Raw genomic sequence first — 26485 nt, 5'->3', positions numbered from 1 at the left:
TGGGTCAGTGTTCCGCCAGGCGCGGTTCGACCAGGCAGTCCGGTCCCGGGTAGACCAGGCCCTGGTGGCCGTCCTCGAAGCGGACCACGTACGGCGGCTCCCCGTCGGCGCCGCGCACCTCGACGATCTCGCCCTTCCGGTCCGTCATGCCGATCGACCGGCTGAACATGTGGATGTGGTCACCAACCGTTGCGTGCATGACTGCTCCTCGGGTCGTGCGGCCGTTGCGCTATCCACTGTGCTGCGCCGGGGACGGCCTCGCAACGGCTCGGGCGGCCGGGGCGGAGGCGGGCCGGAGGGACGGGGGTCAGTGGGCGGGCAGTTGTTGCGCGAGGTAGCCGCGCACCAGCCGCTTGCACTCGGCGATCAGCGCCGGATCCCCGTGCGGGTCCCCCCGGAAGGCCAGCTTGAGCACCGCGTCGGCCGCCTCCAGGGCGACCCGCAGGGCGAGCGTGGTGGCCGCCGGGTCGCCGGCCTCGAACAGTTCGCCGCCGAGCGCCTGCAGCCGCAGGGCGACGGCGGTGTTGTTGTCCATGCCGGAGTCCAGCAGGTGCTTGTCGTTCCGCACCCCGGAGGGCACCGCCGTACCGGCGAGCCCGAAGTCGACCTGGCCGAAGCCGGGCACCGCGCGCTTCATCGCGACGAACTCCTCCACCGCGAGGTCGGTGAACCCGGCCGGGCCGACCGGGGCGGAGCCGGCCAGCCGGTCGTCCAGGCGCTGGAGGTAGTGGTCGAGGTTGCGGGTGGCGAGGGCGGCCAGCAGGTCCTCCTTGCCGGCGAAGAACTGGTACAGGGTGCCGATCGGCACCTGGGCGCGCTGGGCGACCTCCTTGGTGGTCAGGGCGGTCGCGCCGACCTCGTCCAGCAGCCGGGCGCAGGCGTCCAGGATGCGGCCGTACCGCTCCTGGCTGCGCTGCTGGACCGGCCGCCGCCTGGCCGGTCCGGGGCTGTGCTGGAGACTCCGGGCGTCAACGCTCATGCCGCCAACTCTGCCGCATCCGCTGTTCCGACGGCGAATCATCGGGGCGGGGGAGCGCCGGAGTTTCCGTTGGGGTGCGAATCGACTGGTGGCCGGAGCTGAACGGCACGGTGGCGGGAAGGTAACCACGGGTTGGCTTTGGTCTTGTCGTGGACGCGAAGGCCGGTTCATACTCCTGGGGCGGATCACCTTGCGTGATCGACGCTTGGCTCTTCGTGGCGACCGTGGGCCCGTTCGGTGGACCCGGTCGCGATTGCGAAACGCGCATCCAGCTGTCTGTGGCGACGACGGGCGACACCGCCGCCACCCGAAGTCAGGACGGACCCGTGTGCCTCCATGCCCGAACCGCGTCCCGCCGTACCCCGGCCCGTTGCGCCCCGCCCGGCCGTGCCGAGTCCCGCTGCGCCGAGTCCCGCCGTGCCGAGTCCCGCTGTGCGTCCCGTCGAACGGAAGGAGGGGGTCGGTACGGTGACAGTCTTCTCCACCGGGCGTGAGGCCCTCGACGCCGAGCACCGCCGTCAGTTCCTGGAGTCCGGGTACCTGGTCCTGCCCGGGCTGCTCCCGGAAGCGCTGCGCGAACGCCTCGCCCCCGAGGTGGACCGCTGGGTGGACGAGGGCCTGCGGGCCCGCTCGATCGCCGCCTGCACCGACCCGCGCCGCAACGGGCCGCCCCCGGTGCTGGAGCTGGAGCTCCCCGCACACGGCGAACTGCTCACCCACCCGCCGCTGCTGCGGGCGCTGACCGGACTGATCGGCCGGTCCTTCGTCTTCCACCACCTGCACAGCGACCGCCAGGCCCCCGACCTCCCCGGCAAGCCGTGGCACCACGACTGCGAGCCCAACGACGGCTCCGACCCGTCGCTGCTGATGGTCCACGCGCTGCACTACCTCACCGGGCTGGACGAGCGGGTCGGCAGCCTGGCCGTGCTGCCCGGCTCGCACCGCCGCACCGCGGACAAGGGCGCCTACGCCCACCACGGCACCGGCGAACTGCCCGGCGAGGTGGTCCTCGACCGGCTGCCGCCCGGCACCACCGTGCTGCTCAACTCGGCCCTCTTCCACACCCGCAGACCGGCGCCCGACGGCGGACCGGGCCGGCCGCGCTACTTCATCGACGCCTCCTACTGCCAGGTAGGAGCGCGCTGGCGCCCGGTGAAGCCGCACTGGCGGCAGATGCTCGCCCGGGCCCGCGAACTCGACCTGGCCGACGGCCAGTGGCCCGACCTGTTCGCGGAACACCACTTCACCGAGTACACCGGAACCGTCTGAACCTCCTGAGGAGCACCGCCGTGGAGATCGTCAGCGCCGTCGCCTACTCCGAGGTCCACCGGGCCTACCTGCGGGACCATCCGGTGGAACGCGCCCACGAGGGCAACACCAACCTGTACGGCGAGGAGAACCTGGAACGCGCCGACGAAGAGGTCCCCGGCGGCTGGTGGCGGGTCCGGCTGACCCGGGCCGACGTGCTCGGCGTGGTCCTGCCCTGGCACCTCAGCGAGGGCGGCGAGCGCGAACTCGTCCCGCGCACCGGGCTGACCGTCGCCCGCGCGGTCGAACGCGTCCGCTCCGGCGGCGCCGACTGGGCGGCGGCCAACCCGGTCTGCTCGGGGAAACTCCGGCTGCTCGGCCGGGCACCGTTCACCGCGCTCTACCTCGCCACCGCGCCGGTCGACCACCCCGACTACGAGCGGCTGGCGGTCCGGCACGGGCTGATCCACGTCGACGGCCTGCACCGCATGCTGGCCTGGGAACTGGCCGGACGCCTGCGCGACGGCACCGTGCTGGACGGGTACCTGGCGGGGGACCCGGCCGGCCTCGACCCGCCCGGGCCGGGCCGTACGGTCCGTTCGCACCGCGCGGCCGGTACGGCCCGTACGGCCGACCCGGCCGGTCCGGTGCGTGCGGCCGACCCGGCGCGTACGGCCCGTACAGCCCGCGTGGTCCGGACGGGGGACGAGCCGGCGTGACCTCCGCGACCCAGCACCTCCGGGCCACCGCGCCCGACACCGGCTCGCTCACCGCCCTGCTGTCCGAGCGCGCCCGCACCCACCCCGACCGGCCCGCCGTCAGCGACGGCCGCCGCACCGTCGACCACCGCACCCTGGACGCCGCCGCCGCGCGGATCGCCGCCCGGCTGGCCGCCGGCGGCACCGGGCGCGGCGACCGGGTCGCCCTGCTCGGCCCCCGGGACGCCCGGATGCTGGTGCTGCTGCACGGGGTGCTGCGCTCCGGCGCGGCCGCCGTGCTGACCGACCCGGACTGGACGGCCGCCGACCTGGCCCGGAGGCTGGCCGCCGTCGGGGTGGGGCGGGTGCTCGCGACCGAGGGCGGGGCCGCCGGCCCGGGCGTCGAGGTCGTCGACGTGCTGGCGGGCGGGCCGGAGGACGGGCCGGCGGGCGGGCCCGGCGGGGAGGGCGGCGGGCCCGGCGGGGAGGACCCGGCGTACCTGTCCTTCACCTCCGGATCGGGCGGCGAGCCCAAGGCCGTGACCGTCACCCACGCCAACGCCGTCCACTACGCCCACGCCCTGGCCGACCGGCTCGGGCTCACCGAGGCCGACGCCCCCCGGCTCGCCCACGTCACCACCCTCGCCGCCGACCTCGGCCACACCGCCTGGCTGCTCGCCCTGGCCACCGGCGGCTCGGTGCACGTGGTCCCCGACCGGGAGGTGCGCGACCCCACGGCGTTCTGGACCACGCTGCGCCGCGCCGGGGTCGACACCCTGAAGACCACCCCCTCCCACCTGGCCGCGCTGCTGGAGGGCCGCCCGGCGGGCACCCCGCCGCTGCGCACCCTGCTGCTCGGCGGCGAGGCGCTGCCCCGCCCGCTCGCGGCCGCCCTGCTCGACGACGGCGTCACCGAACGGCTGGTCAACCACTACGGACCGACCGAGACGACCGTCGGCGCGACCTGCTTCCTGGCCACCGCCGCCCGCCAACTCCCCGACGGGGAAGCGACCGTGCCGATCGGCAGCGGCATCGGCGAGGTGCTGCTCACCGTGGTGGACGGCGCCGGGCGGCCGGTGGCCGACGGCACGGTGGGGGAACTGCTGATCGGCGGGCGGGGCGTCAGCGCCGGGTACTTCGGGCGGCCCGAGGAGACCGCCCGGGGCTTCCTCCGGCGGGACGGCCGACGGACCTACCGGACCGGCGACCTGTGCCGCCGACGGGCCGACGGCGACCTGGTGTTCCTCGGCCGGGTGGACCGGCAGGTCAAGGTCCGCGGGTACCGGGTCGACCTCGCCGAGGTCGAGCGGGCGATGGACGGGTACCCGGGCGTGGCGGGCTCGGCGGCGCTGCTGCGGGATACCTCCCCCGGGAGCCAACTGATCGGCGTGGTAAGGCTGCTGGATCCCGCCGTCGACCTGTCGGGACTGGTCGACCGGCTGCGCGACCGGCTGCCCGGCTACTCCGTGCCGCAGCCGGTCCTGGTGCTGCCCGACTTCCCGTTCGGGCCGAACGGCAAGCTGGACCGGGCCCGGCTGGCCGAGCTGGTGGACCGACTGGTCGAGGCCCGCGCCGAGCCGACCGGTGCGGAGGGCCCGGCGGGTTCGGACGGTACGGCGGCTGCGACGGCTGCGACGGTTGTGACGGATGCGGCCGGGGACAGGGACGGCCCGGCCGGGGAGATCGCCCGGTTCTGGGCCGGCGCGCTCGGCCTGCCCCGGATCGGACCGCGGACGGACGTGATCGACCTCGGCGGGGACTCCATCCTCGCCATGCGCACCATCGCCCTGCTGCGCCGCTCCGGGCTGCGGGTCACCCACGAGGACTTCTACCGGTACCCGACGGCGGCCGGGCTGGCGTCGGCGGCCGTGCCCGTGGGCGTCCCCGCACCGGCGCCGCAGCACCCGGGCAGCGGTCAACTCGCGCCCGCCCAGCGCTGGTTGTACCGGCAGCGGGCGGTCGACGACCTGCGGCACTGGAACCAGTCGGTACTGCTGCGCTGCCGCGCCGACGTCGACCCGGCCGCGCTCTCGGCGGCACTCGCGGCCGTCCTGGAAGGCCACCCGGCGCTGCGCCGACCCGTCGGCCCGGACGGCCCCGGCGAACCGCTCGCCGTCGCGGACCTCGACCCGCTCTCCCACTCCCGCATCCCGGGCGCCGCGCGGGCGATCGCCGACACCGTCGCCGGGGTCTGCACCGAACTCCACCGCAGCCTGGACCCCTTGGCCGGCCGGCTGCTGCGCGCCCACCTGTTCACCGGCCCGCCCGGCACCGACCAGCGGCTCGCGCTGATCGCCCACCACCTGGTGGTCGACGGGCTGTCCTGGCGGATCGTGCTGGACGACCTCGCCCGGGCCTACCGGGCGGTGCTGGACGGCGAGCCGGTCGGACTGCCGCCGACGGCCGACTTCTACCGGTGGGCGGCCGCAGCCGCGCCCGCCGCGCCCGCTGCCCCCGCCCCCGCCGCCGACCCCGGTCCGCCCGGGCGACCGGCCGCGCTCAGCTGGGCGTTGGACGCCGACGCCACCGCCCGGCTGGTCGCCCGGCACGGCGGCGGCGCCGGGCTGGAGGCCGTCCTGCTGGACGCCTTCGCCGAGGCCGTCGTGCGGGCCGAAGCCGCCCTCGGCACGGACGGCCGCGGGCCCCGGCTCGCCGTGGAGGTCGAGACCCACGGCCGGGACGCGGTCGGCGACCCGGGCGAATTCCTGGACACCGTCGGCTGGTTCACCGCCGTCAAGCACGTCGAGCTGGACCCTGCGAGCGGCGCCGGACCGGCGGAGACGGCCCGCCGGCTGAGCGAGGCGCCCGTCCGGCCGATGGACGCCCCCGGTGCGCGGCCGGACCTCGGGTTCAACTTCCTCGGCACCTTCCGGCTGCCCGAGGAACCCGCGCTGGACTGGACCGTCGCCGACGAGCAGGCCGGTACGGCCCGCTGCACCGGCGGCGACCCGCTGTACCGGCTGCGGCTCACCGCCCGGGTGGTGGAGCGGCGCCTGGTCGCCGACCTGGTGTACGGATGGCCGGCGGTGGGGCACCCGGCCGCCCGGCGGGTCCTCGACCGCTTCGCCGCGGTGCTCGGCGGGCCGACCGCCGACGAGCCCGTCCGCTCGCCGCTGTCCACCTCCGGGCAGCTGCTGCACAGCGGGGTGGCACCCACCGCCCGGGCCGTCGTCCGGGAGCCCGCCCGGGTGCTGCTCACCGGCGCGACCGGCTACCTCGGGCGGCACCTGCTGGAGGCCTTCGGGCGGCGCGGCGCCGTGGTCACCTGCCTGGTGCGGGCCGCCGACGACGCCGCAGCGGTCCGGCGGCTGTCCGGTGGGCTGTCCGGCGGACGGGCCGGTGGGGCGGCCGCCCACGTCGTCGCCGGGGACCTCGAACGGGACGGTCTGGGCCTGTCCCCGGCCGGGCTGGAACGGGCCCGGGAGGCCCGGATCGTGGTGCACGCGGCGGCGGACGTCCGGCTGGTCGCGGCGCCCGAGGAACTGGAGCGGGCCAACCACGCGGCGGTGCGCCGACTGCTCGGCTGGGTCGGCGAGCACACCCCGCAGGCCCGGCTCCACCACGTCTCCACGCTGACCGTGTCCGGCGGCGTGGACGGCCCCCCGCGCCGGTTCGGCGAGGCGGACCTGTGGATCGGTCAGCGGTTCCGCACCCCGTACGAGCGCAGCAAGTACCGGGCCGAGCAGGCCGTCCGGGCCTGGGCGGCCGGCGGGCACCCCGCCTACCTGTACCGCAGCGGCCACATCGCCGCGCACAGCCTGACCGGCGCCTTCCAGGCCAACTCCGGCGACAACCGGGTCTACCAGCTGGTGCGCGGCTACCTGCTGGCCGGCGCCGCCCCCAGTCGCCCGGACACGGCCTTCGCGTTCTCGTACGTGGACACGGTGGCCGCCGGGATCGCCGCGATCGCCCTCGACCCGTACGCGGCGCCCGGCGCGTACCACGTCGAGAACCCGCACCGGACGCCGCACGACGAACTGGTGGGCTGGCTCGCCGCGCACGGCCGGCCCGTCCGGCTCACCGACGAGGCGGGCTTCGCGGCCGCCATCGCCCGGGCCGAGCGGCGGCACCCGACGGCCGCCCGGCTGGCCGCCGCCTGGGCCCAGCAGGAGGAGCGCAACGTCCGGGTGGACTGCGGCTACACCACCGCCGTGCTGGACCGGCTGGGCGTCCGCTTCGCCGCGCCGACGGCGCAGTGGTGGGCGGCCGCGCAGACCTGGGCCGCCGAGGCCGGCCACCTGCCGCCACCCCGCTGAACCGTTTCGCCTCGCCGTCCGGACCGACCTGTCCCGTTCCTACCGACCCTTCGCCCCGCCGATCCGACCCGCCGATCCGTCCCGCCCCGAGAGAAGGCAGACTCCGTTGTCCCAGCTCTCCCCCGTGCTCAAGCAGGCCACTCCCGTCGTCGCCGTACGCGGCGAGGGCCTCCACCTCTACGACGCCGCCGGCCGCCGCTACCTCGACTTCACCTCCGGCGTCGGCGTGACCAGCACCGGCCACTGCCACCCGAGGGTGGTCGAGGCCGTCCGCGAACAGGCCGGCCGGCTGCTGCACGGCCAATACACCACCGTGCTGCACGACCAACTGCTCACCCTCACCGACCGGTTGGGCGACGTCCTGCCGCCCGGCCTGGACTCGCTCTGCTTCGCCACCGCCGGGACGGAGGCGGTGGAGACGGCGCTGCGGCTGGTCCGGCACGCCACCGGGCGGCAGAACGTGATCGTCTTCGAGGGCTCCTTCCACGGCCGCACCATGGGCGCCGCCTCGCTCACCACCGCCGGGACCCGCTTCCGGGCGGGCATCGGCCCGCTGCCGCCCGGGGTCGCGGTGGCGCCCTTCCCGGCCGCCTTCCGGCTCGGACTGTCCGAGGAGGAGGCGGTGGCGCACGCCCTGCGCGGGCTGGACGAGGTGCTGGCCACCGTCTCCGCCCCCGCCGAGACCGCCGCCCTGTTCGTCGAACCGGTGCTCGGCGAGGGCGGTTACGTCCCCGCCCCGGCCGGGTTTCTGGCCGGGCTGCGCGAGCGCGCCGACCGGCACGGCCTGCTGCTGGTGCTGGACGAGGTGCAGACCGGCTTCGGCCGCACCGGCCGGTTCTGGGCCCACCAGCACGAGGCGGCCCACCCGTACGGGGAGGGCTTCCGGCCCGACGTGCTGATCACCGCCAAGGGCCTGGCCAGCGGCTTCCCGCTGTCCGCCGTCGCCGCGCCGACCGATCTGATGCGGCGCGCCTGGCCCGGCTCCCAGGGCGGCACCTACGGCGGGAACCCGGTGGCCTGCGCCGCCGCCCTGGCCACCCTGGACGTGCTGCGCGAGGAACGGCTGGTGGAGAACGCGGCCGAGCAGGGCGCACGGCTGCTGGACGGTCTGCGGACGGTCGCCGCCGGGGTGCCCGGCATCGGCGACGTCCGGGGCCTCGGGCTGATGGCGGCCAGTGAGTTCTGCCGCCCGGACGGCTCGCCGGACCCGGAGACGGCCCGGCGGGTCCAGCAGGCGGCGGCCGAGCTCGGACTGCTCCTGCTGCTCTGCGGGATCCACCTCAACGTGGTCCGGATGATCCCCGCGCTGGTCGTCACGGCCGCGCAGGTCGACGAGGCACTGGCGCTCTGGTCCAAGGCCGTCGCGGCCGGGACGGGGCAGGAGGAGGCGCTGTGAACGAGCACACCGTGACCGAGATCGGCTGGAGCAGCCTGGAGTTGGAGGCCCGGCGGCAGATGTGGTCGCTGCCGCTGAGCGACGGTGAGCGGAACCTGCTGTGGGCCGACGCCCGGGCCCGGCGCTGGGGCTCGGCCGGGCCGGTGCGCGAGCGGCTGCGGTCCTTCGTCCGGGAGGCCGTCGACTCGGTCGGGATCACCCACGTCGCCAACCTGGTCGACCCGGAGCAGCCGGAGCGCGAGATCACCGAGGTGCTCTCCTTCCTGCTGCGGGACCACGGCCGGATCGTCCCGCAGAACGGCCGCGGCGACCTCACCTCGGTGCTGCGCGACCACGACGGGGACGGCAACACCGAACTCGGATTCCACTGCGACACCTGCGACCTGCTCGTCCTGCTCTGCCTCCAACCCGCCTACCACGGCGGGGGGCTGACCAAGCTGGCGAGCGCCCGGCACGTCCACGACCTGATCGGCCGGGAACGGCCGGACGCCCTGGCCACGCTCTGCGAGGACTGGACCTTCGACCGGACCGGCCGGGCGGGCCCGCAGCGGGTCGTCACCCCGATCCTGTACCCGAGGAAGGACGGCACGACCGGCTGCTACTACCAGACCCGTACCGTCCGCTCCTCACCCGACCGCGGCGGACCGGAGCTGACGGACCGTCAGTGGGACGCGCTCGGCGTGCTGGACGAGGTGCTGTACCGCCCGGAGATCGCCTTCGGCCTGCCGATGGCCGCCGGCGACCTGCTGATCATCCGCAACAGCCGTGTCCTGCACGGACGTTCGGCGTACGTCGACGAACCCGGCCGGTACGCCCGGCGGATGCTGCGGATCTGGCTCAACGAGGGGGAGACGTGGACGCCGTGAACCGACCGGACGGAAAGGTCGCCGTGGTCACCGGCGGCGGCAGCGGGCTCGGCCGGGCCTCCGCGCTGGCCCTGGCCGGCGCCGGCTGGACGCTGGTGCTCGCGGGCCGCCGCAAGGACGCGCTGGAGGAGACCGCCGCGCTCGCCGTCGACACCGGGGCCGTCGACCCGGAACGGGTGCTGGCCGTGCCCACCGACATCCGCAACCCCGAGGAGGTCTCCCGGCTGTTCGACGCCGTCCGCGACCGCTACGGCCGGCTCGACCTGCTCTTCAACAACGCGGGCGCCGCCGCCCCGCGCCGGCCCATCACCGAGACGACCTTCCAGGACTGGAACCGCGTCCTGGACACCATCGTCACCGGCAGCTTCCTGTGCGCCCGGGAGGCCTTCCGGCTGATGAGCACCCAGCAGCCGCAGGGCGGCCGGATCATCAACAACGGCGCGCCCTCCGCGCACGTGCCGCGCCCCCACTCCCACGCCTACACGGCCGCCAAGCACGCCGTCCTCGGCCTCACCAAGGTGCTCGCCCTGGACGGCCGGCCCTACGGCATCACCTGCGGGCAGATCGACGTCGGCAACGTCAGCCCGCCGGACGGCGCCCCGCAGCCCGCCGCCACCCAGGCCGACGGGACCTCGGCGGTGGAGGCGACCATCCCGGTCGACCGCTTCACCGACGCCCTGCTGCTGATGGCCGCGCAGCCGCCGGACACCACCATCCAGTCCCTGGTGGTGCTGCCGGCCACCATGCCGTTCGTCGGAAGGGGTTGACCCGTGCTGGTCAGCGCACGCTCCTTCGCCGAGTACCGGGCGATGTTCGCGCTCACCGACCGCGACCTCGACCCCGGCCGGCGCATCCTGGACTGCCCGGCCGGGGCGGCGAGCTTCGTCGCGGAGGCCGGGCGGCGCGGGATGGACGCGGTCGCCGTCGACCGCGAGTACGCCGTCCACCGGGAGGAGTTGGGCCTGCTGGTCGAGCGGGAGACCGGCTTCAAACGGGAGCTGCTGGCGCGCGAGACGGCGGGCTTCACCCCGTCCTGGTACACCGACACGGACGACCTGATCCGGCAGTGGACCGCCAACTCCCGGCTGTTCCGGGCCGACATCACCGCCCGCCCGGAGCGCTACGTCGCCGGGGCGCTGCCCGAACTCCCCTTCCCGGACGCCTCCTTCGACCTGGTGCTCAGCTCGCACCTGGTCTTCTCCTACGGCAACCGGCTGGGCGAGGAGTTCCACCGGGCCGCACTGCTGGACCTCGCCCGGGTGGCCCGGCGCGAGGTCCGGCTGTTCCCGCTGACGGTGTACGACACCGGCGAGCGGTACCGGGGGCTGGAACGGCTGCGGGAGGAACTGGCCGGAGCCGGGATCGGCAGCCGGGTGGAGCGGGTGTCGTACGAGTTCCAGCCGGGGGACGGCGAGATGCTGGTGCTCTCCTGCGCCGGGTACCGCGCGCCCACCGGGGCGCGGCCCCGGGCCGTCGCCGACGACCCGGTGCGGTGGCGGCACCGGGAGGGGGCGCGGCCGCAGGCGTAGGACACCCGAGGACCACTCGGGCAGGGCTCGGGCAGGGCTCGGGCACGGCGCGGACATGACTCGGACACGGCTCGGACATGGCTCGGACGCGAGGAGGAGGACGGCATGCGGCAGGACGACGGTGACAGGCCCGGTGCGGAGCAGACGGAGGGAGGGGCGCCGGAGGCGGGTGGCGCCGCCGGTGACGGGTCGGAGGACGGCTTCCGGCGCTCCGCCGCCCACCTCATCGACGAGGCCCTCGGCTTCCTCTTCCCGGCCGCCCTCCGCGCCGCCGCCGACATCGGGGTCGCCGACCACCTCGCGGACGGCCCCCGCGCCCCCGCCGAACTCGCCGCCGCGACCGGCACCGACGCCGACGGCCTCCACCGCGTCCTGCGGCTGCTCGCCACCCGGGGCGTGGTGCGGGAGGACGACCGGGGCCGCTTCGCCCTGACCGAGACCGGGCAGGCCCTGCGCGGCGACGTCCCGTACTCCGCGCGGACGGCCGTCCTGATGCTGACCGACCGCACCATGTGGCGCCCGGCCGGTGAACTGACGCGCTGTCTCACCGACGGCACCTCGGCCTTCGAGGCGCTGTTCGGCATGCCCTTCTTCGACCACTTCGCCCAGGACGAGCGGACGGCCGCCGTCTTCCACGTGGGCATGGCGGCGATGTCCGACCCGGAGAACGCGCTGATCGCGGCCGCCTACGACTTCCCGAAGGCCGGCACCGTGGTGGACGTGGCCGGCGGCCACGGCGGCCTGCTGCTGGAGGTGCTGCGCCGCAACCCGGGCCTGGACGGGGTGCTCTTCGACCGCGCCCACGTCCTCGCCGGGCACCGGCTCGGCCCGGCCGCGGAGGTCGCGGGCCGCTGGACGACGGTTGAGGGCGACTTCTTCGAGGCCGTGCCGCCCGGCGACGTCCACGTGCTCAAGCGGATCACCCACGACTGGGACGACGACCGCTGCGTGACCCTCCTCGGGCACTGCCGCCGCGCCCTGCGCCCGGACGGCCGGGTCCTGGTCGTGGACGCCGTCGTCCCCCCGGGGAACGCCCCGCACCAGTCGAAGGCCCTGGACCTGATGATGATGGCGTCCCTCGCGGGCCGCGAGCGCACCGAGGAGGACTTCGCGGAGCTCCTCCGGCGGGCCGGCCTGCGGCTCTCCCGGGTCCTGCCCACGCCGACGGTCCTGTCGGTGGTCGAGGCGGTCGCGGCCTGACCGGTTCGCTCGGAGCGGAACGGTCGCGGGAACGGGGCCGCAACGGGCCGCGTTCGTGGACGGTATGAACACCCATCAGCACCACGACCACGAGCAGCACCACCAGCAGCACCAGCACGAGCAGCACGCCGGTCACGGTGACCACCACGCCGGTCACGGTGGCCACCACGCCGGGCACGGCGCCCCGCAGGGGCTGGCGGCCTCCGACCAGGGCTACACCCTGATACCGGAGACCGTCGGCCCCGAGGGCGAGTTCACCTTCCGGATCACCGGTCCGGACGGCGCGCCCGTCACCGCGTACGAGCCCCAGCACGAGGCCCTGCTGCACCTGATCGTGGTCCGCCGCGACCTCTCCGGCTACCGGCACGTCCACCCCACGCTGGACGCGGACGGCACCTGGCGGGTGGCCAACCCCTTCGACGGGCCCGCCGCCTACCACGCCTACGCCGACTTCAAGGCCGTCGGCGCCGCCCCGCTCACCCTCGGCGTGGACCTCACCCTCCCCGGCGGGAGCGCCGCGCACCCGCTGCCGGAGGCCTCGGCCACCGCCACGGTCGACGGCTACACCGTCACCCTGGCCGGGCAGTTGACGGCCGGCGCGGCCGCGCCGCTCACCTTCACCGTGACCCACGACGGCGCCCCCGTCGCCGACCTCCAGCCCTACCTGGCCGCGTACGGCCACCTGGTCGCCCTGCGCGCCGCCGACCTCGCCTACCTGCACGTCCACCCGAACGGCGAGCCCGGCGACGGGGTCACCGCACCCGGCCCGGAGATCACCTTCCACGCGGTCGCGCCGACGGCCGGCCCGTACCGGCTCTACCTCGACTTCAAGCACGGGGACGCCGTCCGCACCGCCGAGTTCACGGCCCTGGCCGGGGCCTGACGACGCCCCGGCGGGCCGCGCCCGTCCGCACCTCGGGACGGTGTGGCCGGGCCGCCCGCCGCTCTGCCAGCATGGCGCGATGGACAACACGCGCCGGCTGGTCAGTTCGGGTTCGCCCCTGGAACCGCGCATCGGGTTCTCCCGGGCGGTCCGCAAGGGGCCGTTCGTCGCGGTGGCGGGCACCGCGCCGATCGGCGCGGACGGCAGGACGGTCGGGCCCGGTGACGTGCACGCCCAGACGGTCCGGTGCCTGGACATCGTCGAGGCCGCGCTGGCGGAGGCGGGCGCCTCGCTGGCGGACGTGGTGCGGACCAGGATCATGCTCACCGACGTGACGGCCTGGGAGGAGGCCGCCCGGGCGCACGGGGAACGCTTCGGGGCGGTTCGCCCGGTCACCACCGTCGTCGAGGTCTCCCGCTTCATCGACCCGGACTGGCTGGTCGAGGTGGAGGTCGACGCCGTCCTCGGCTGACCGGACCCGGCCGCCGCTCCCGGATATCCGCGCGACGCCCTCCGGGCCGCTCCACTACGGTGCGGTCATGCTGAACTTCGTACTGGTCGCCGGTGCCCGGCTCGGCGCCTGGGCCTGGGCCGACGTGACCCCGGCGCTGCGCGCGGCCGGGCACGCCGTCCACCCGCTGACGCTGTCCGGACTGGCCGAGAAGCGGGACGTCCCGGCCGGGCAGCGGACCCACGTCGAGGACGTCGTGGCCGAGGTCGAACGCCACGACCTGCGCCGGGTCGTGCTGGTCGGCCACAGCTACGCGGGCGTCCCGGTCGGCCAGGCCGCCCAGCGGATCGGCGACCGGCTGGCCCGGCTGGTCCTCGTCGACGCGGCCGTCCCCGTCGACGGCCGCTCCTTCGCCGACGGCTGGCCGGACGGCGGCACCTCGCTCCGGGCCGCCCTCGCCGCCAACGGCGGCTCCTGGCCCTGCGCCCGGCCCGAGCACTTCGCCGGCCACGGCCTCACCGCGGAGCAGACCGCCTGCATCGTCGCCGGCGCGACCCCGCACCCGGGCGCCACCCTCACCGAGCCCGCCACCCTGACCGGCCCCCTCACCACCCTGCCCACGACCTACGTCAAGTGCCTCCTCGCGGGCGAGGAACCCGACGAGGACGTGGCCGACCTGCTCACCGCCGAGCCCTGGCAGCTGGCCGAACTGGCCACCGGCCACTGGCCGATGTTCTCCCGCCCGGCCGACCTCGCCCACCTGCTCCTCACCGCCGCGGCACCCGCGGCGCAATGACGGCCCCGGCGGGGCCCGGCGATTGTCGGACCCGGCTGGTATCCCTGGCTCCATGACAGTGGACCAGCCCGCGCCGAGCGGCCGGGACCTCGACGCCCTGCGGTCCGCCCTGGCCGGGGCCCGCGCCGAACCGCCGCTGGGCAGAGCCGGGTTGGCAGCCTGGGAGGCCCGGCACGGCATCGTGCTGCCCGAGCCGTACCGCACGTTCGTCGCCGACATCGCCAACGGACTCACCGCCGGGGCCACCGAGCACGCCGGGGCCGACCGGCCGTCGACGGAGTACGGCCTGCTGCCGCTGGGCCGGCTCCCGGACGGCTGGCGCACCTGGAACTCGGTCAACTGGCTCTGCCCGGTGCCGTTCGACGGTTCGGCCCCGCGCGATCCGGCGGCGCCGTTCCCGCTCACCGAGGAATGGCAGTGGGAGTACGACTACGACCCGGACGAGGACCTCGCCCGGATGACCGTGCTCCACCGGCACGGTTCCGTCGTCCTCGGTACCGAGAGCCCCGGCTCCTTCTGGGTCCTGGTGACCGCCGGCCCGAGGCGCGGCACCGTCTGGCTCCTCGCCGACGGCGGCGCCTTCCCCCGCCCCGACCCGGACGAGGCCCCCGCCGGCCCGCCCGGCTTCGCCGGGTGGCTCGCCGGGTGGAGCGCCTGCCGAGGCCGCTGGGAGGCCCGTTGACCCGCCGCCGATCCCCTGGACCTCCGCCTTCCACGAGGTGGCCGCGAAGCTGCTCCGGCCGTTCCGGCCGTTCCCCGCACCGGGGACTCGTACGCCTCCGCACGGGTGTGCTCCCGCACGGGGGCGCTGCCCGACGGCACCGGTAGGGCCGGTAGGGGCCGAGGTGCGTCGGCGGCGGCCGGTACACGGCTGATACACGACTGCGCGCCGGTGGAAGCCCCGCTCCGACCGGGCGGAAGCGCTGGTCGCGGAGGCTGTGGGCACACCCGGTGGCCGTCGGCGGCACCGGGCCCGTGTCCCTCTGCTCCGGGAGGCAGCCGTCGTGTCCGTCGTTACGAAAGTCCTCACCAATCATGAAGGCCGAGACCCTCGTCCCGGGTCCGGCCGGGGCCGGGTGCCCCGCCGTGGGGTGCTGTGGGCGCTGGCCGGGGTGCTGGTCGCCGGTGCCGGCGGGGGTGCGCTGGCCGCCCTGCCGGACGGCGGCCCGGGCGCGGGCCCCGGTGCGGGCGGGGACGCCCGGGCGGACGGGGCGCTGGTGCTCCCGGCGCCCGAGGCCGTCGCCGACCTCGACCTCCCGTGGCCGACGGACGGGCAGGCGGCCGTCGCCGTGGCGAAGGCCGGCGTCCTCGGGGTCAAGGGACCGCAGCAGCAGCCGGTGCCGATCGCGAGCGTCACCAAGGTGATGACGGCGTACGTCGTCCTGCGGGACCACCCGCTCAAGGACGGCGAGGACGGGCCGACGATCACGGTCGACGCGCAGGCCGCGGCCGAGTCGGTCTCGGCGAGCGAGTCCACGGCTCCCGTCACCGAGGGGCAGCGGCTCACCCAGCGCAAGCTGCTGGAGGTGATGCTGCTCCCGTCCGCCAACAACGTGGCCCGGCTGCTGGCCCGTTGGGACGCGGGCAGCCAGGAGGCGTTCGTGAAACGGATGAACGCGGAGGCGGCCCGGCTGGGGATGACCGGCACGACCTACACCGGGGCCAGCGGCTTCGAGGCCACGACCGTGTCCACCGCCGCCGACCAGCTCAAGCTGGCCCGCGAGGCGATGAAGGAGCCGGCGCTGCGGGCCACCGTGGCGCTGCGCAGCACCACGCTCCCGGGGCGGGCCGAACCACTGCGGAACACCAACACGCTGCTCGACCGCCCCGGGGTGGTCGGCTTGAAGACCGGGTCGAGCACACCGGCGGGCGGCAACCTGATGTGGGCCCTGGAGGTCCCGGACGGCAAGGGCGGCCCGGGTCGCCGGCTCGTCTACGGCGTGGTGCTCGGGCAGCGCGCGGGCACCACGCCCACCGAGGGCCTGCGGGCGGCGCTGGAGAACAGCGGCCGGCTCGTCGACGCCCTGCGGCAGAAGCTGCCGGGCGCCCTTGCGGCGCTCGACGGCGGCCAGCGGGAGTGGGCGTGAGCGCGGGCAGCGGGGCGGCTCCGGTGGTGGTGGCGGCCTCCGGGACCGGCCACCGCGGTCCGGCCCGTCGTCCGGTCCACCGTCCGGGCCGTCGTCCGGCGCGGCAGGCGCGGCAGGGGCGGCCGCGCGGGCGGCTGATCGTGGTGGCGGCCCTGTTCTGCGCCGCCCTGATGGCCCTGAACGCCCAACTGCCCAACGGCGTCGGCCATCTCGGCAGCCTCTGGCAGACGGTGCTGCCCTGGTCGGGCGTGGCCGTCGCGCTGCTGCTGCTCCTGGCGGCGGTCCGGCGGTCCGTCCGGGCGGCGGCCGCCGTCCTCGTCCCCGCCCTCGTCTGGACCGTGCTCTTCGCTCCCGCCCTCGTCGACAAGCGCGCCGGCGGCGGGGACCTCACCGTGGTCAGCCACAACGTCAACGAGGAGAACCCCGACCCGCGCCGGACGGCCCGCGCGCTGGCCGCCTCGGGCGCCGACGTGCTGGCGGTGGAGGAGCTGGCGAGCCGGGCGCAGGAGACCTACCGGCACGAACTGGCCGCCGCCTACCCCTACGCCGAGGTGCGGGGCGGCGTCGGGCTGTGGAGCAGGTACCCGCTGGAGGCGGTGGAGCCGGTGGAGATCATGCCCTGGACCAGGGCCCTGCGCGCCACCGTCCGGACCCCGAAGGGCCCGGTGGCCGTCTACGCGGCGCACCTCGCCTCGGTCCGGGTGCACCCGGCCGCCGGCTTCACCACGGCCCGCCGCAACGAGGCGGCCGCCAAGCTGGCCGAGGCCGTACGGGCCGAACGGCTCCCGCGGGTCGTCGTCCTGGGGGACTTCAACGGCTCGGTCGACGACTCCGCGCTGGACGCGCTCACCGGGCCGCTGCGGTCGGCGCAGCAGGAGGCGGGTGACGGCTTCGGCTTCACCTGGCCGGCGTCGTTCCCGGTGGTCCGGATCGACCAGATCCTGGTGAAGGGCATCACCCCGCGCTCGGCGTGGACCCTGCCCGACACCGGCAGCGACCACCTTCCGGTCGCCGCGACCCTGCGGCTGTGACCGGCCGCCGCCCGACCCCCGGCAAGCCGTCCGGCCGCCGCACCGGTGGCGCCCCGGGCATCCTCGGTGCCCCGCCCCGTGCGGCTACGATCGGTCACCAGTGAGCTCGAACGAGCGCGAATCCCCAGGCCACGACACGGGAGAACTCTTGTCCGGAACCCGCGTACCCGACCCGGTCAGCGTGCTGGTCGTCGAAGACGACGCGGTCATCCGCCGCTCGGTCCAGCTGGCCCTGGAGCGCTACGGGTACCGGGTCGAGGTCACCGGGGACGGGCTCGACGGCCTGGAGGCCTTCCGGGCCGGGGCGCACGACGTGCTGATCCTGGACGTGATGCTGCCCGGCCTCGACGGCATCGGCCTGTGCCGGCGGATCCGCGAGGAGGGCCTCACCCCGATCCTGATGATGTCCGCCCGCGGCGACGCCCTCGACGTCGTGGCCGGACTGGAGGCCGGCGCCGACGACTACGTGGTCAAGCCCGTGGACATCCCCGTCCTGGTCGCCCGCATCCGCTCCCTGCTGCGCCGCGCCACCTTCCACCGGGAGCCGGCCGGGGAGCGCGCCCAGGAGCCCGCGCCGGAGCGCCCGCAGGACACCCGGCCCGGGCCGGACCTCCTCGTCCTCGGCGACCTGACCATCGACCTGCGCGGCCTGGACGTCCGGCTGGACGGTCGGGCCGTCCCCCTCACGCCCACCGAACTGCGCCTGCTGCTGGCCTTCGCCGAGAACCCCGGTACGGTCCTGGACCGCCGCCGCCTGCTGCGCGACGTCTGGGACTACGGCTGGGAGGGCGACACCCGGGTCGTCGACCTCTGCGTGGTGCGGCTGCGCAAGAAGATCGGCGCCGACCGCATCGAGACCGTCCGGGGCTTCGGCTACAAGCTCGTCCGGAGCTGACCGGATGACCGGGCGAACCCGCGACCCGCGCCGCCGTGAGCCGCGAACCCGCGACCCGCGCCGCCGTGAGCCGCGAACCCCCGACCCGCGCCGCCGCCGAGACCTGTGGCGCCTCAACCCGCGCTCCCTGCGCTGGAAGATCGCCGCCCTGGTCGCACTCGCCTGCTGCACGGTCGCCGCGACGATCGGCCTGCTCGTCCACCGGGCGACCGCGGAGCGCGGCGACCGGACCGGACGCGACCGCGCGATCGCCCAACTGAGCGCCGCCGAGAAGGAGTTCACCCGCACCGGCCGCCGCCCCGACCCCGCCGACCTCCAGCCCCCGGCCGACCTGCCCGGGCCGCTGGCGCACGCCGTCGCGAACCTGCGGACACCGGGGGAGTACGCGCTCTGGTACGACGTCAAAGCGCCCAACTGGTACTGGATGTGGGCGGCCGTACCCGTCGGCGACAACCAGGTCCTCACCGTCCGCACCGACATGAGCGCCGAGGTGCGCAACCTCCAGCTGCTGGACCGGAACATGGTCAAGGCCGCCCTCGTCGCCCTGGCCGTGATCGTGCCCGTCACCGCGCTCGCGGCCGAGCAGATGAACCGGCGGCTGCGCCACGGCTCCCGGACGGCCCGCCGGATCGCCGACGGCGAGCTCGACGCCCGGATCGGCCGCCGGGGCCGCGCCCGTGACGAGATCACCGAGATGTCGGCGGCCGTGGACGAGATGGCCGGGACCCTGCAAGGGCGGCTGGCCGCGGAGAAGCGCTTCACCGCCGACGTCGCCCACGAACTGCGCACCCCGCTGATGGGCCTGGTCACGGCGGCCGGCCTGCTGCCCGAGGACGACGAGGCGGCGGACCTGGTCCGGACCCAGGTCCGCACCCTGCGCGGCCTGGTCGAGGACCTGCTGGAGGTCTCCCGGCTCGACGCCGGGGCCGAGCGGGCCAGGCTCGACGAGGTCCCCCTCGGCGACCTCGTCGCCCACGCGATCGGGCAGGCGGGCGGCGACACCCGGTTCCGGCCGGCGGCCCCCGCCGTCGTCCGGACCGACCCGCGCCGGGTGGAGCGCATCGTCACCAACCTGGTGGCCAACGCCCACCGGCACGGCGCCGCCCCGGTCGAGGTCGCCGTCACGGGCAGCCGCGTCACGGTGCGCGACCACGGCCCCGGCTTCCCGGCCGACCTCCTCGCCCACGGGCCGCAGCGCTTCCGCACCGGCGCCGCCGAGCGCGGCCAGGGCCACGGCCTCGGCCTCACCATCGCTGTCGGCCAGGCCGCCGTCCTCGGCGCCCGCCTGACCTTCACCAACCCCCCGGACGGCGGAGCCCTCGCCACCCTCGACCTCGCTACCCTCTACCTCGGCCACCCGGAGGGTCCGGACGCCCCGGAGGAGAGGGAACGCCCGGACGGCGTCTGAGGAGGTCAGGCCGGCTGCCAGGCCGCGTCGCCGAGGTGCGACAGCTCGTACGAGAAGATCGCCGCCTGGGTGCGGTGGTCGAGTTGCAGCTTCGTGAGCAGCCGGGACATGTACGTCCGCACCGAGGAGCCGGTGATCCGGAGGCGGTCGGAGATCTCGGCGTCGGTCAGCCCCCGCCCGAGCAGGCGCAGCACGTCCTTCTCCCGGGCGGTCAGTGCGCCGAGGAGCGGGATCCGGGACCAGTAGAGCGGCGGCTGGCGGTCACCGGCGCCGCCGACCACGTCCCGCAGGGTCGACGGGGAGACGGCCGCGCCACCGGAGGCGACGAGCCGGATCGCGTTGCGCAGTTGGCCGGGAGGTGTCGACTTGAGCAGCCAGCCGCGGATGCCGGCGGTCAGCACCCCACGGGCCGGTCGGCCGTCGGAGGCGGGCGTCAGCACGATGACCGGCGGTGGCTTGAGCGAGCCCTGCACCAGCCGGGCGGTGTGGTCGAGGGCCGAACCGGGCGACTCCACCCCGATCAGGACGACGTCGGGTCGGAAGTGGTGCACGCACGCGATGAGGTCGACGTCCGGCTTCCCCTCGAACACGACCACGAGGTCGCCGCGCTCGCCGAGCGCCTGGCGCAGGCCCGTTCGGAAGTCCGCCCGGTCGTCGACCAGGGCGACGCGGATCGGGCGCCGGCCGGGGGTCTCCCGGACGACCGGGGGCCTGCGCCCGGCGAGTGCGGGCGGGGTGCCCGCCGGGCGGCGGGTCGTGCTGCGGTCGGTGGTCATGGGGCGACTGTCACTCCTTCGGACAGGGCGCGGCGCGGGCGGTCAGCCGCGTGCGTCGGGCCGGGAGGGGGCGGGGAGGTACTCCGGGATCCCCCGGCGCAGGTGGCGGTGGTCGGTGAAGAGGCGCCGGATCCCACGGTCCCCGTCGCGCAGGGCCCGGGCGGCGCGCTCGTTCCGGTACCACGCCTTCCGGGTCCGTTCCCAGCGGACGCCATCGTGGAGGACGCGGTCGCCGGGCGCGAAGGCGCCGGGCACGGCGGGGTAGGGGACCGGCGGCAGGTCGTCCGGATCGTGGCGTAGGTACGCGAGGACCGGGACGCGGTGGCTGCCGCTGAGGCGGTGGGTCCGGGGGAACTGCCAGAAGGCGTCCGGCAGTTCGACGGCGTCGCCGCGGGTGGGGCCGGTGACGGTGCGGACGGTCTGCCGGACGTGGCTGCTGCCGATCCGGAAGACCTCCGTCACGACGGCCTCGCTGCCGGAGGCGGTGTGGACCGTCACGTCGCCGTGGGACAGCCTGCGCGCGGGGAGGTTCATCACGCCGGACGGGCCCACCGGGAGGTCCGGGTGGCGTGCGGCGGGTGTCAGCCGCCAGCCGGCCAGGTATCCGGCGAGCGCCCGGGCGGCCGCCGCCAGGGTGGAGGGCAGCGGGACGACGTCCCGGAGGACGGTCCCGGTGGTTCCGGTGGTCCCGAGGTGGTGATCGGCGCGGGGCCGGGTCGGGCCGTCCGGGCCTTCACCGGGCGGCTGCGGACCCCGCCCGCTCCCGGGCCCTCCTCACAGCCCGGACCAGGGGCGGTGCGGGGCCCGTAACGCGACCGAAGCGATCACCGTCGCCGGTTGCAACACCCGGTTCCTACGGTGACTTCCGGCCGGAGTACGGTATCCGGCTGCTGGTTGCCGGCGGATGCGACCGGCGGTGCCACGGCACTCGTACGGGTGAGGGGGGCAACGATGGCGGGGACGGACAGGAGCCGGGTGCGGACGGTCTGCTCGTACTGCGGGGTCGGCTGCGGGATCGTGCTGGACCTGGAGCAGGACGCGGGCGGCCGCCGGACCGTCGCGAAGGTGTCCGGCGACAAGGCGCACCCCGCCAACGGCGGTCGACTGTGCACCAAGGGAGCGACGCACGCCGACCTGCTCGCCGCGCCCGGGCGACTGGAGACGGCCCTGATGCGCACCGCCCGCGGCCGGCCGCGGGAGCCCGTCGACGTGGAAGCGGCGGTGGCGGCGGTGGCCGACGGGCTGCGGGCGGTCCTGGACGAGCACGGCCCCGACGCGCTGTCCTTCTACGTCTCCGGGCAGATGAGCCTGGAGGCCCAGTACCTGGCGAACAAGCTGGCCAAGGGGTTCGTCCGGACCACCGGGATCGAGTCCAACTCCCGCCTGTGCATGGCCAGTGCGGGCAGCGGCTACAAGCTCTCGCTCGGCGCGGACGCCCCGCCCGGCTCGTACGCCGACTTCGACAGCGCGAACGCGTTCCTCGTCATCGGCGCCAACATGGCGGACTGCCACCCGATCCTCTTCCTGCGGATGGCGGACCGGATCAGGTCCGCCGGTGCGAAGCTCATCGTCGTCGACCCGCGCCGCAACGCCACCGCCGACCGGGCCGACCTGTTCCTGCAGATCAGGCCCGGCACCGACCTCGCCCTGCTGAACGGCCTGTTGCACCTGCTGGTCGAGAACGGGCACACCGACGAGGAGTTCATCGCCGAGCACACCGACGGCTGGGACGGCATGCCGGGTTTCCTGGCCGACTACCCGCCGGCCACCGTCGCCGGGATCACCGGCATCCCGGAGGAGGACATCCGCACCGCCGCCCGGTGGATCGGCGAGGCCGGCGACTGGATGAGCTGCTGGACCATGGGCCTCAACCAGTCCACCCACGGCACCTGGAACACCAACGCCCTGGTCAACCTGCACCTGGCCACCGGCGCGATCTGCCGGCCGGGAGCCGGCCCGCTCTCCCTGACCGGACAGCCCAACGCCATGGGCGGCCGCGAGATGGGGTACATGGGACCCGGCCTGCCCGGCCAGCGCTCCGTCCTCGTCGACGCCGACCGCGCCTTCGTCGAGGACCTCTGGGGCATCGCGGCGGGCACGCTGCGCGCCGAGACCGGGCGCGGCACGGTGGAGATGTTCGAGCGGATGGCCGCCGGGGAGATCAAGGCCTGCTGGATCATCTGCACCAACCCGGTCGCCTCGGTGGCCAACCGCAGGACCGTCATCGCCGGCCTGGAGGCCGCCGAACTCGTCATCACCCAGGACGTCTTCGCCGAGACCGAGACCAACGCGTACGCGGACGTGATCCTGCCCGGCACGCTGTGGGCGGAGTCCGACGGCGTGATGATCAACTCCGAACGCGGCCTGACCCTCGTGCCCGGCGTCGTCACCCCGCCCGGCCAGGCCACCGCGGACTGGCAGCTGATCGCCCGCGTCGCCTGCGCGATGGGCTTCGCCGACGCCTTCACCTACGCGAACTCCGAAGAGGTCTTCGAGGAGATCAAACAGGCCTGGAACCCGCACACCGGATGGGACGTGCGGGGCGTCACCTACGAGCGGCTGCGCCGGACGCCGGTGCAGTGGCCCGCCGCACCGGGCGGGCCCGACCGCAACCCGATCCGCTACCTCAACGACGGGATCAGCCAGGCCCTCCTGGAGCGGGAGGACGGCACCCGGCCGAGACTGAACTTCCCGACCGCGAACGGCCGCGCGCAGTTCTTCCCCCGACCGCACCTGCCGGCCGCCGAACTCCCCGACGACGATTACCCGTTCGTCCTCAACACCGGCCGGTTGCCACACCAGTGGCACACCCTCACCAAGACCGGCAAGGTCGCCAGGCTGAACAGGCTCGATCCGGGCCCGTTCGTCGAGATCCACCCCGAGGACGCCGCCGCGCTGGACGCCCGGGACGGGGACCGCATCGAGATCGCCTCCCGCCGCGGCCGGGCGGTGCTGCCCGCCGTCGTCACCGACCGCGTCCGTCCGGGCAGCTGCTTCGCCCCGTTCCACTGGAACGACCTCTTCGGCGAGTACCTCGCCGTCAACGCCGTCACCAACGACGCCGTCGACCCGGTGTCCTTCCAGCCGGAGTTGAAGGCCTGCGCGGTGTCGATGCGGGTGGTTGCCGCTCCTGTTGCCGTTTCTGCTCCTGCTGCTGCTCCTGTTGCCGCTCCGGCCCCGGCCCCGGCTCCGGCTCTGGCCCGGGCTTCGGCTCCGGCGGTGGCCGGCAGCCCGGCCGCTGCCGTGCCGGCCCTCGCCGCGCTGCTCGGAATCGGCGACCTCACCCCGCCCGCCCTCACCGAACCGGAGCGCCGCTACCTGTCCGGCTACCTGTCCGGAATCGAACTCGCCCCGCCCGGCGGGGTTCCGGTGCTTCCCGGGGACGCCCCCCTCGGCCCGGCGACGGCACAGTGGGTCAACGGTCTGACGGCCGGGATGTTCTCGCGGACCGCTGCCCCGGTCGCGCCCGTCCCCGGGCCTGCCGCGCCCGTGCCCGAGACGTCGGTGCCCGAGACGTCGGTGCCCGAGACGTCCGTGCCCGTCCCCGGCACGACCGCCGATCCGGCCCGGAGCCTCCTCGTCCTGTGGGCCTCGCAGACCGGCACCGCCGAGGAGTACGCCGCCACCGCCACCGCCGCCCTGGCCGAGGCCGGCCGCACCCCGGCCCTGCACGCCATGGCCGACGCCACCCCCCGGCAACTCACCTCCGACACGGACCTGCTGATCATCACCAGCACGTTCGGCGACGGCGAGGCCCCGGACAACGGTGCCCGCTTCTGGCAGGACCTCGTCGCTCCGGGCGCTCCGCGCCTGGAGGGCGTGCGCTACTCCGTGCTGGCGTTCGGCGACTCCAGCTACGCCGACTTCTGCGGCCACGGCCGCCGACTGGACGAGCGCCTCGCCGAACTCGGGGCCACCCGCCTGCACCCGCGTACCGACTGCGAACCCGACGACGACGGGCCCGCCTCGCACTGGCTCGACGAGGTCACCGCCGCTCTCGCCAGGGCGGGCGCCGTGGTGGGGCCCGGTGGGGGAGTCCCGGCCGAGGTGGTGCCGACCGCCGCGCCCCCCTCCTCCGGCCCGGCCGGACCCGTCACGTACTCGAAGTCCGCCCCCTTCGCGACCCTCCTGATCGGCAATCGGGTGCTGAGCCGGTCCGGATCGCGCAAGGAGGTACGGCAGTTCGCCTTCGACACCCGCGGCGGTGAACTCGCCTACGAGGCCGGTGACGCCCTCGGTGTCTGGCCCTCGAACGGGGCCGCGCTCGTCTCCGAGTGGCTGGCCCTCACCGGTCTCGATCCCGAGGAGACCGTCCAGCTGCGCGGCGACGGAGGGATCCCCCTGGGCGAGGCCCTGCGGACCCGGCTCGACATCACCCGCCTCACCCCGGACCTGCTCGGGTTCGTCGCCGAGCGGACGGGGGACCGCCGGCTCAGACGGCTGCTGCGGCCCGGCAACACGGGCGAACTGGCCAAGTGGAGCTGGAGCCGGCAGGCCGCCGACGTCATCGGCGAGTTCCCCGTCCGGGCCTCCGCCGCGGAGTGGGCGGGCGTGCTCAAGCGGCTCCAGCCCCGGCTGTACTCGATATCCTCCAGCCCGCTGGTGCACCCGGGCGAAGTCCACCTCACGGTGTCCGTCGTCCGCTACACCAACGACCTCGGCCGCCATCGCGCGGGTGTCTGCTCCACCTACCTCGCGGACTGCGCCGACGACGGTCCGGTCCAGGTCTTCGTCCAGCCTTCCCGCCACTTCCGGCCGCCGACGGCCCCCACCACCCCGATGATCATGGTGGGCCCGGGGACCGGCGTCGCGCCGTTCATCGGGTTCCTGGAGGACCGGCGCGCCCGCGGCCACACCGGACCGAACTGGCTGTTCTTCGGCGAGCAGCGCGAAGCCACCGACTTCTACTACCGGGAGGAGTTGGAGGCGTACCGGGCATCCGGTCACCTGGACCGCCTCGACGTCGCGTTCTCGCGCGACCAGCGCAACAAGGTCTACGTCCAGGACCGCATGCGCGAGCACGGCGCGCGCCTGTGGCGGTGGCTCCAGGACGGCGCCCACTTCTACGTCTGCGGCGACGCCGGCCGCATGGCCAAGGACGTCGACCGAGCCCTGCGGGAGATCGTCGCGGCCCACGGCGGCACGGACGAGGAGACGGCCGCCGCGTACGTCCGTCAACTCGCGAGCGACAAGCGCTATGTCCGTGACGTCTACTGATCCCGCCGCGCCGGCCGTGCGGACCCGAACGCGGCGAACCCGACTGGATCGGACCGGACCGGACCGGACCGAATCGGAACGGACCGGACCTGATCAGACCGAGAGCGAGATCTCGGTCGACTTGATCAGAGCGACGACGGGGGAGCCGGCGGCGAGGGCGAGGGCCTCCACGGCGTCCTTGGTGATGGCGGCGGTCAGCTCGCCGCCCTCGACGTCGACCTTGACCGAGCCCATGGCCCCGCCGGTGGCGACATCGGTGACGGTGCCCGCGATCTGGTTGCGGATCGAGATGCCCTCGACCCGGGCGGTCGCGAGCGAGACCTCGGTGGACTTCACGAGCGCCTTGACGGCCGTGCCCTCGGCGATGCCGAGGTCCTTCACGGCGTCGGTGGTGATCGCCGCGGTGATGTCCTGACCGCCGACCAGGCGGACCTTCACCGCGGACATGGCCTCGCCGGCCGTGACGGAGGTGACGGTGCCGGGGATCTGGTTGCGGATGCTCAGGCTCATGGACGTACGCCTCACTCGGGTCGGTCGTGGAAACCGCGGCTTTCGGGCCGCCACCGGCCACGCTAGCCGCGCCGATCACGCCCCGGAGGAAGCCCCTCGCATCCGCGAGGGCAAGGGGCGCGGAGGCGTCGCATTTCCCGTTCGGTCGAACGTCAGGAGAATTCGGGCTCTCGGGCCTCCCCTTTCAGAGCTTTCGGGGCTGGGGGGCCCCCCCCCCCCCCCAAACTAGGCGGCGGGGTGCCGCGGTGGCGGGGGGGGA

At 75.3% G+C, this 26485-nt stretch carries 22 protein-coding genes; 17 read left to right on the top strand and 5 right to left on the bottom strand.

The annotated features are described in order from the left end of the window. Positions 1 to 4 precede the first annotated feature (4 nt). The gene (locus ACFWXO_RS17235) at positions 5 to 199 is read right to left on the bottom strand and encodes a DUF1918 domain-containing protein (protein ID WP_375886149.1); all 195 of its coding nucleotides are present in this window, start codon (positions 197 to 199) and stop codon (positions 5 to 7) included. Positions 200 to 307: 108 nt separating this feature from the next. Then, positions 308 to 979: a TetR/AcrR family transcriptional regulator gene (locus tag ACFWXO_RS17230; protein WP_380396104.1), complete on the bottom strand. Its 672-nt coding sequence runs from the start codon at positions 977 to 979 to the stop codon at positions 308 to 310. A 468-nt stretch (positions 980 to 1447) separates the two neighbouring features. On the opposite strand from ACFWXO_RS17230, the gene ACFWXO_RS17225 reads away from it, so the two are divergent. From ACFWXO_RS17225 to ACFWXO_RS17150, 16 genes are all read left to right on the top strand, one after another. Continuing rightward, entirely contained in the window at positions 1448 to 2248 is an 801-nt protein-coding gene (locus ACFWXO_RS17225; protein ID WP_375886154.1) for a phytanoyl-CoA dioxygenase family protein, read from the top strand. Positions 2249 to 2268: 20 nt separating this feature from the next. Further along, a complete protein-coding gene (locus ACFWXO_RS17220; RefSeq protein WP_380524743.1) occupies positions 2269 to 2946 on the top strand; it encodes a DUF6309 family protein in 678 nt (225 codons plus the stop codon). Further along, a complete protein-coding gene (locus ACFWXO_RS17215) occupies positions 2943 to 7181 on the top strand; it encodes an AMP-binding protein (protein ID WP_380524742.1) in 4239 nt (1412 codons plus the stop codon). Before ACFWXO_RS17220 ends, ACFWXO_RS17215 begins: the two co-directional genes overlap by 4 nt. Positions 7182 to 7287: 106 nt before the next feature. Beyond that, entirely contained in the window at positions 7288 to 8577 is a 1290-nt protein-coding gene (locus tag ACFWXO_RS17210) for an aspartate aminotransferase family protein (RefSeq protein WP_380524741.1), read from the top strand. Continuing rightward, positions 8574 to 9443 carry a TauD/TfdA family dioxygenase gene (locus ACFWXO_RS17205; RefSeq protein WP_380524740.1) on the top strand — a complete coding sequence of 290 codons (870 nt, stop codon included), beginning with the start codon at positions 8574 to 8576 and terminating at the stop codon, positions 9441 to 9443. Before ACFWXO_RS17210 ends, ACFWXO_RS17205 begins: the two co-directional genes overlap by 4 nt. After that, positions 9431 to 10210 (top strand): SDR family oxidoreductase, encoded by a 780-nt coding sequence (locus ACFWXO_RS17200; RefSeq protein WP_380524739.1) that lies wholly within the window; start codon positions 9431 to 9433, stop codon positions 10208 to 10210. The genes ACFWXO_RS17205 and ACFWXO_RS17200 overlap by 13 nt, the downstream gene beginning before the upstream one ends. 3 nt (positions 10211 to 10213) lie before the next feature. Further along, positions 10214 to 10972, top strand: a complete 759-nt coding sequence (locus tag ACFWXO_RS17195) for a methyltransferase domain-containing protein (protein WP_380524738.1) — start codon at positions 10214 to 10216, stop codon at positions 10970 to 10972. A 105-nt stretch (positions 10973 to 11077) separates the two neighbouring features. Further along, entirely contained in the window at positions 11078 to 12172 is a 1095-nt protein-coding gene (locus ACFWXO_RS17190; protein ID WP_380524737.1) for a methyltransferase, read from the top strand. A gap of 64 nt (positions 12173 to 12236) precedes the next feature. Continuing rightward, the gene (locus tag ACFWXO_RS17185) at positions 12237 to 13055 is read left to right on the top strand and encodes a hypothetical protein (protein WP_380524736.1); all 819 of its coding nucleotides are present in this window, start codon (positions 12237 to 12239) and stop codon (positions 13053 to 13055) included. 79 nt (positions 13056 to 13134) lie between these two features. Next, complete coding sequence (locus ACFWXO_RS17180; protein ID WP_380524735.1) at positions 13135 to 13527, top strand: RidA family protein; 393 nt, start codon at positions 13135 to 13137, stop codon at positions 13525 to 13527. A gap of 67 nt (positions 13528 to 13594) precedes the next feature. After that, a complete protein-coding gene (locus tag ACFWXO_RS17175) occupies positions 13595 to 14302 on the top strand; it encodes an alpha/beta fold hydrolase (protein WP_380524733.1) in 708 nt (235 codons plus the stop codon). 52 nt (positions 14303 to 14354) lie between these two features. Next, positions 14355 to 14984 (top strand): SMI1/KNR4 family protein, encoded by a 630-nt coding sequence (locus tag ACFWXO_RS17170; protein WP_380524732.1) that lies wholly within the window; start codon positions 14355 to 14357, stop codon positions 14982 to 14984. Positions 14985 to 15378: 394 nt separating this feature from the next. Beyond that, positions 15379 to 16389, top strand: a complete 1011-nt coding sequence (locus ACFWXO_RS17165) for a D-alanyl-D-alanine carboxypeptidase family protein (protein WP_380524730.1) — start codon at positions 15379 to 15381, stop codon at positions 16387 to 16389. Positions 16390 to 16559: 170 nt separating this feature from the next. Next, positions 16560 to 17420, top strand: coding sequence for an endonuclease/exonuclease/phosphatase family protein (locus ACFWXO_RS17160; RefSeq protein ID WP_380524779.1), 861 nt, complete (start codon positions 16560 to 16562; stop codon positions 17418 to 17420). A gap of 148 nt (positions 17421 to 17568) precedes the next feature. Further along, positions 17569 to 18315, top strand: a complete 747-nt coding sequence (gene cseB, locus ACFWXO_RS17155; RefSeq protein WP_380524729.1) for a two-component system response regulator CseB — start codon at positions 17569 to 17571, stop codon at positions 18313 to 18315. A gap of 4 nt (positions 18316 to 18319) precedes the next feature. Next, positions 18320 to 19723: a sensor histidine kinase gene (locus ACFWXO_RS17150; protein WP_380524727.1), complete on the top strand. Its 1404-nt coding sequence runs from the start codon at positions 18320 to 18322 to the stop codon at positions 19721 to 19723. A 5-nt stretch (positions 19724 to 19728) separates the two neighbouring features. On the opposite strand, the gene ACFWXO_RS17145 is transcribed toward ACFWXO_RS17150, so the two are convergent. After that, on the bottom strand, positions 19729 to 20499 hold the full coding sequence (locus tag ACFWXO_RS17145) for a LuxR C-terminal-related transcriptional regulator (protein WP_380524726.1): 771 nt from the start codon (positions 20497 to 20499) through the stop codon (positions 19729 to 19731). A 42-nt stretch (positions 20500 to 20541) separates the two neighbouring features. Beyond that, complete coding sequence (locus ACFWXO_RS17140; RefSeq protein ID WP_380524725.1) at positions 20542 to 21033, bottom strand: hypothetical protein; 492 nt, start codon at positions 21031 to 21033, stop codon at positions 20542 to 20544. Between the two features lie 417 nt (positions 21034 to 21450). Here ACFWXO_RS17140 and ACFWXO_RS17135 point away from each other — a divergent pair, with 417 nt between their 5' ends. Continuing rightward, positions 21451 to 25716: a molybdopterin-dependent oxidoreductase gene (locus ACFWXO_RS17135; protein ID WP_380524724.1), complete on the top strand. Its 4266-nt coding sequence runs from the start codon at positions 21451 to 21453 to the stop codon at positions 25714 to 25716. Positions 25717 to 25809: 93 nt separating this feature from the next. On the opposite strand, the gene ACFWXO_RS17130 is transcribed toward ACFWXO_RS17135, so the two are convergent. Next, positions 25810 to 26226 carry a molybdopterin-binding protein gene (locus ACFWXO_RS17130; protein WP_380524723.1) on the bottom strand — a complete coding sequence of 139 codons (417 nt, stop codon included), beginning with the start codon at positions 26224 to 26226 and terminating at the stop codon, positions 25810 to 25812. Between the last annotated feature and the right edge of the window lie 259 nt (positions 26227 to 26485).

The sequence above is a fragment of the Kitasatospora sp. NPDC059088 genome, from assembly GCF_042738155.1.
GTDB lineage: Bacteria > Actinomycetota > Actinomycetes > Streptomycetales > Streptomycetaceae > Kitasatospora.
Note: the sequence above shows the minus strand (reverse complement) of the source record. Positions and strands in the feature narration are given on the sequence as shown.

Coding starts and splice junctions, on each gene's coding strand:
- ACFWXO_RS17145 (WP_380524726.1), bottom strand. CDS start 20,499: ATGACCACCGACCGCAGCACGACCCGCCGCCCGGCGGGCACCCCGCCC.
- ACFWXO_RS17190 (WP_380524737.1), top strand. CDS start 11,078: ATGCGGCAGGACGACGGTGACAGGCCCGGTGCGGAGCAGACGGAGGGA.
- ACFWXO_RS17135 (WP_380524724.1), top strand. CDS start 21,451: ATGGCGGGGACGGACAGGAGCCGGGTGCGGACGGTCTGCTCGTACTGC.
- ACFWXO_RS17175 (WP_380524733.1), top strand. CDS start 13,595: ATGCTGAACTTCGTACTGGTCGCCGGTGCCCGGCTCGGCGCCTGGGCC.
- ACFWXO_RS17180 (WP_380524735.1), top strand. CDS start 13,135: ATGGACAACACGCGCCGGCTGGTCAGTTCGGGTTCGCCCCTGGAACCG.
- ACFWXO_RS17160 (WP_380524779.1), top strand. CDS start 16,560: ATGGCCCTGAACGCCCAACTGCCCAACGGCGTCGGCCATCTCGGCAGC.
- ACFWXO_RS17130 (WP_380524723.1), bottom strand. CDS start 26,226: ATGAGCCTGAGCATCCGCAACCAGATCCCCGGCACCGTCACCTCCGTC.
- ACFWXO_RS17235 (WP_375886149.1), bottom strand. CDS start 199: ATGCACGCAACGGTTGGTGACCACATCCACATGTTCAGCCGGTCGATC.
- ACFWXO_RS17170 (WP_380524732.1), top strand. CDS start 14,355: ATGACAGTGGACCAGCCCGCGCCGAGCGGCCGGGACCTCGACGCCCTG.
- ACFWXO_RS17185 (WP_380524736.1), top strand. CDS start 12,237: ATGAACACCCATCAGCACCACGACCACGAGCAGCACCACCAGCAGCAC.
- ACFWXO_RS17140 (WP_380524725.1), bottom strand. CDS start 21,033: ATGAACCTCCCCGCGCGCAGGCTGTCCCACGGCGACGTGACGGTCCAC.
- ACFWXO_RS17150 (WP_380524727.1), top strand. CDS start 18,320: ATGACCGGGCGAACCCGCGACCCGCGCCGCCGTGAGCCGCGAACCCGC.
- ACFWXO_RS17230 (WP_380396104.1), bottom strand. CDS start 979: ATGAGCGTTGACGCCCGGAGTCTCCAGCACAGCCCCGGACCGGCCAGG.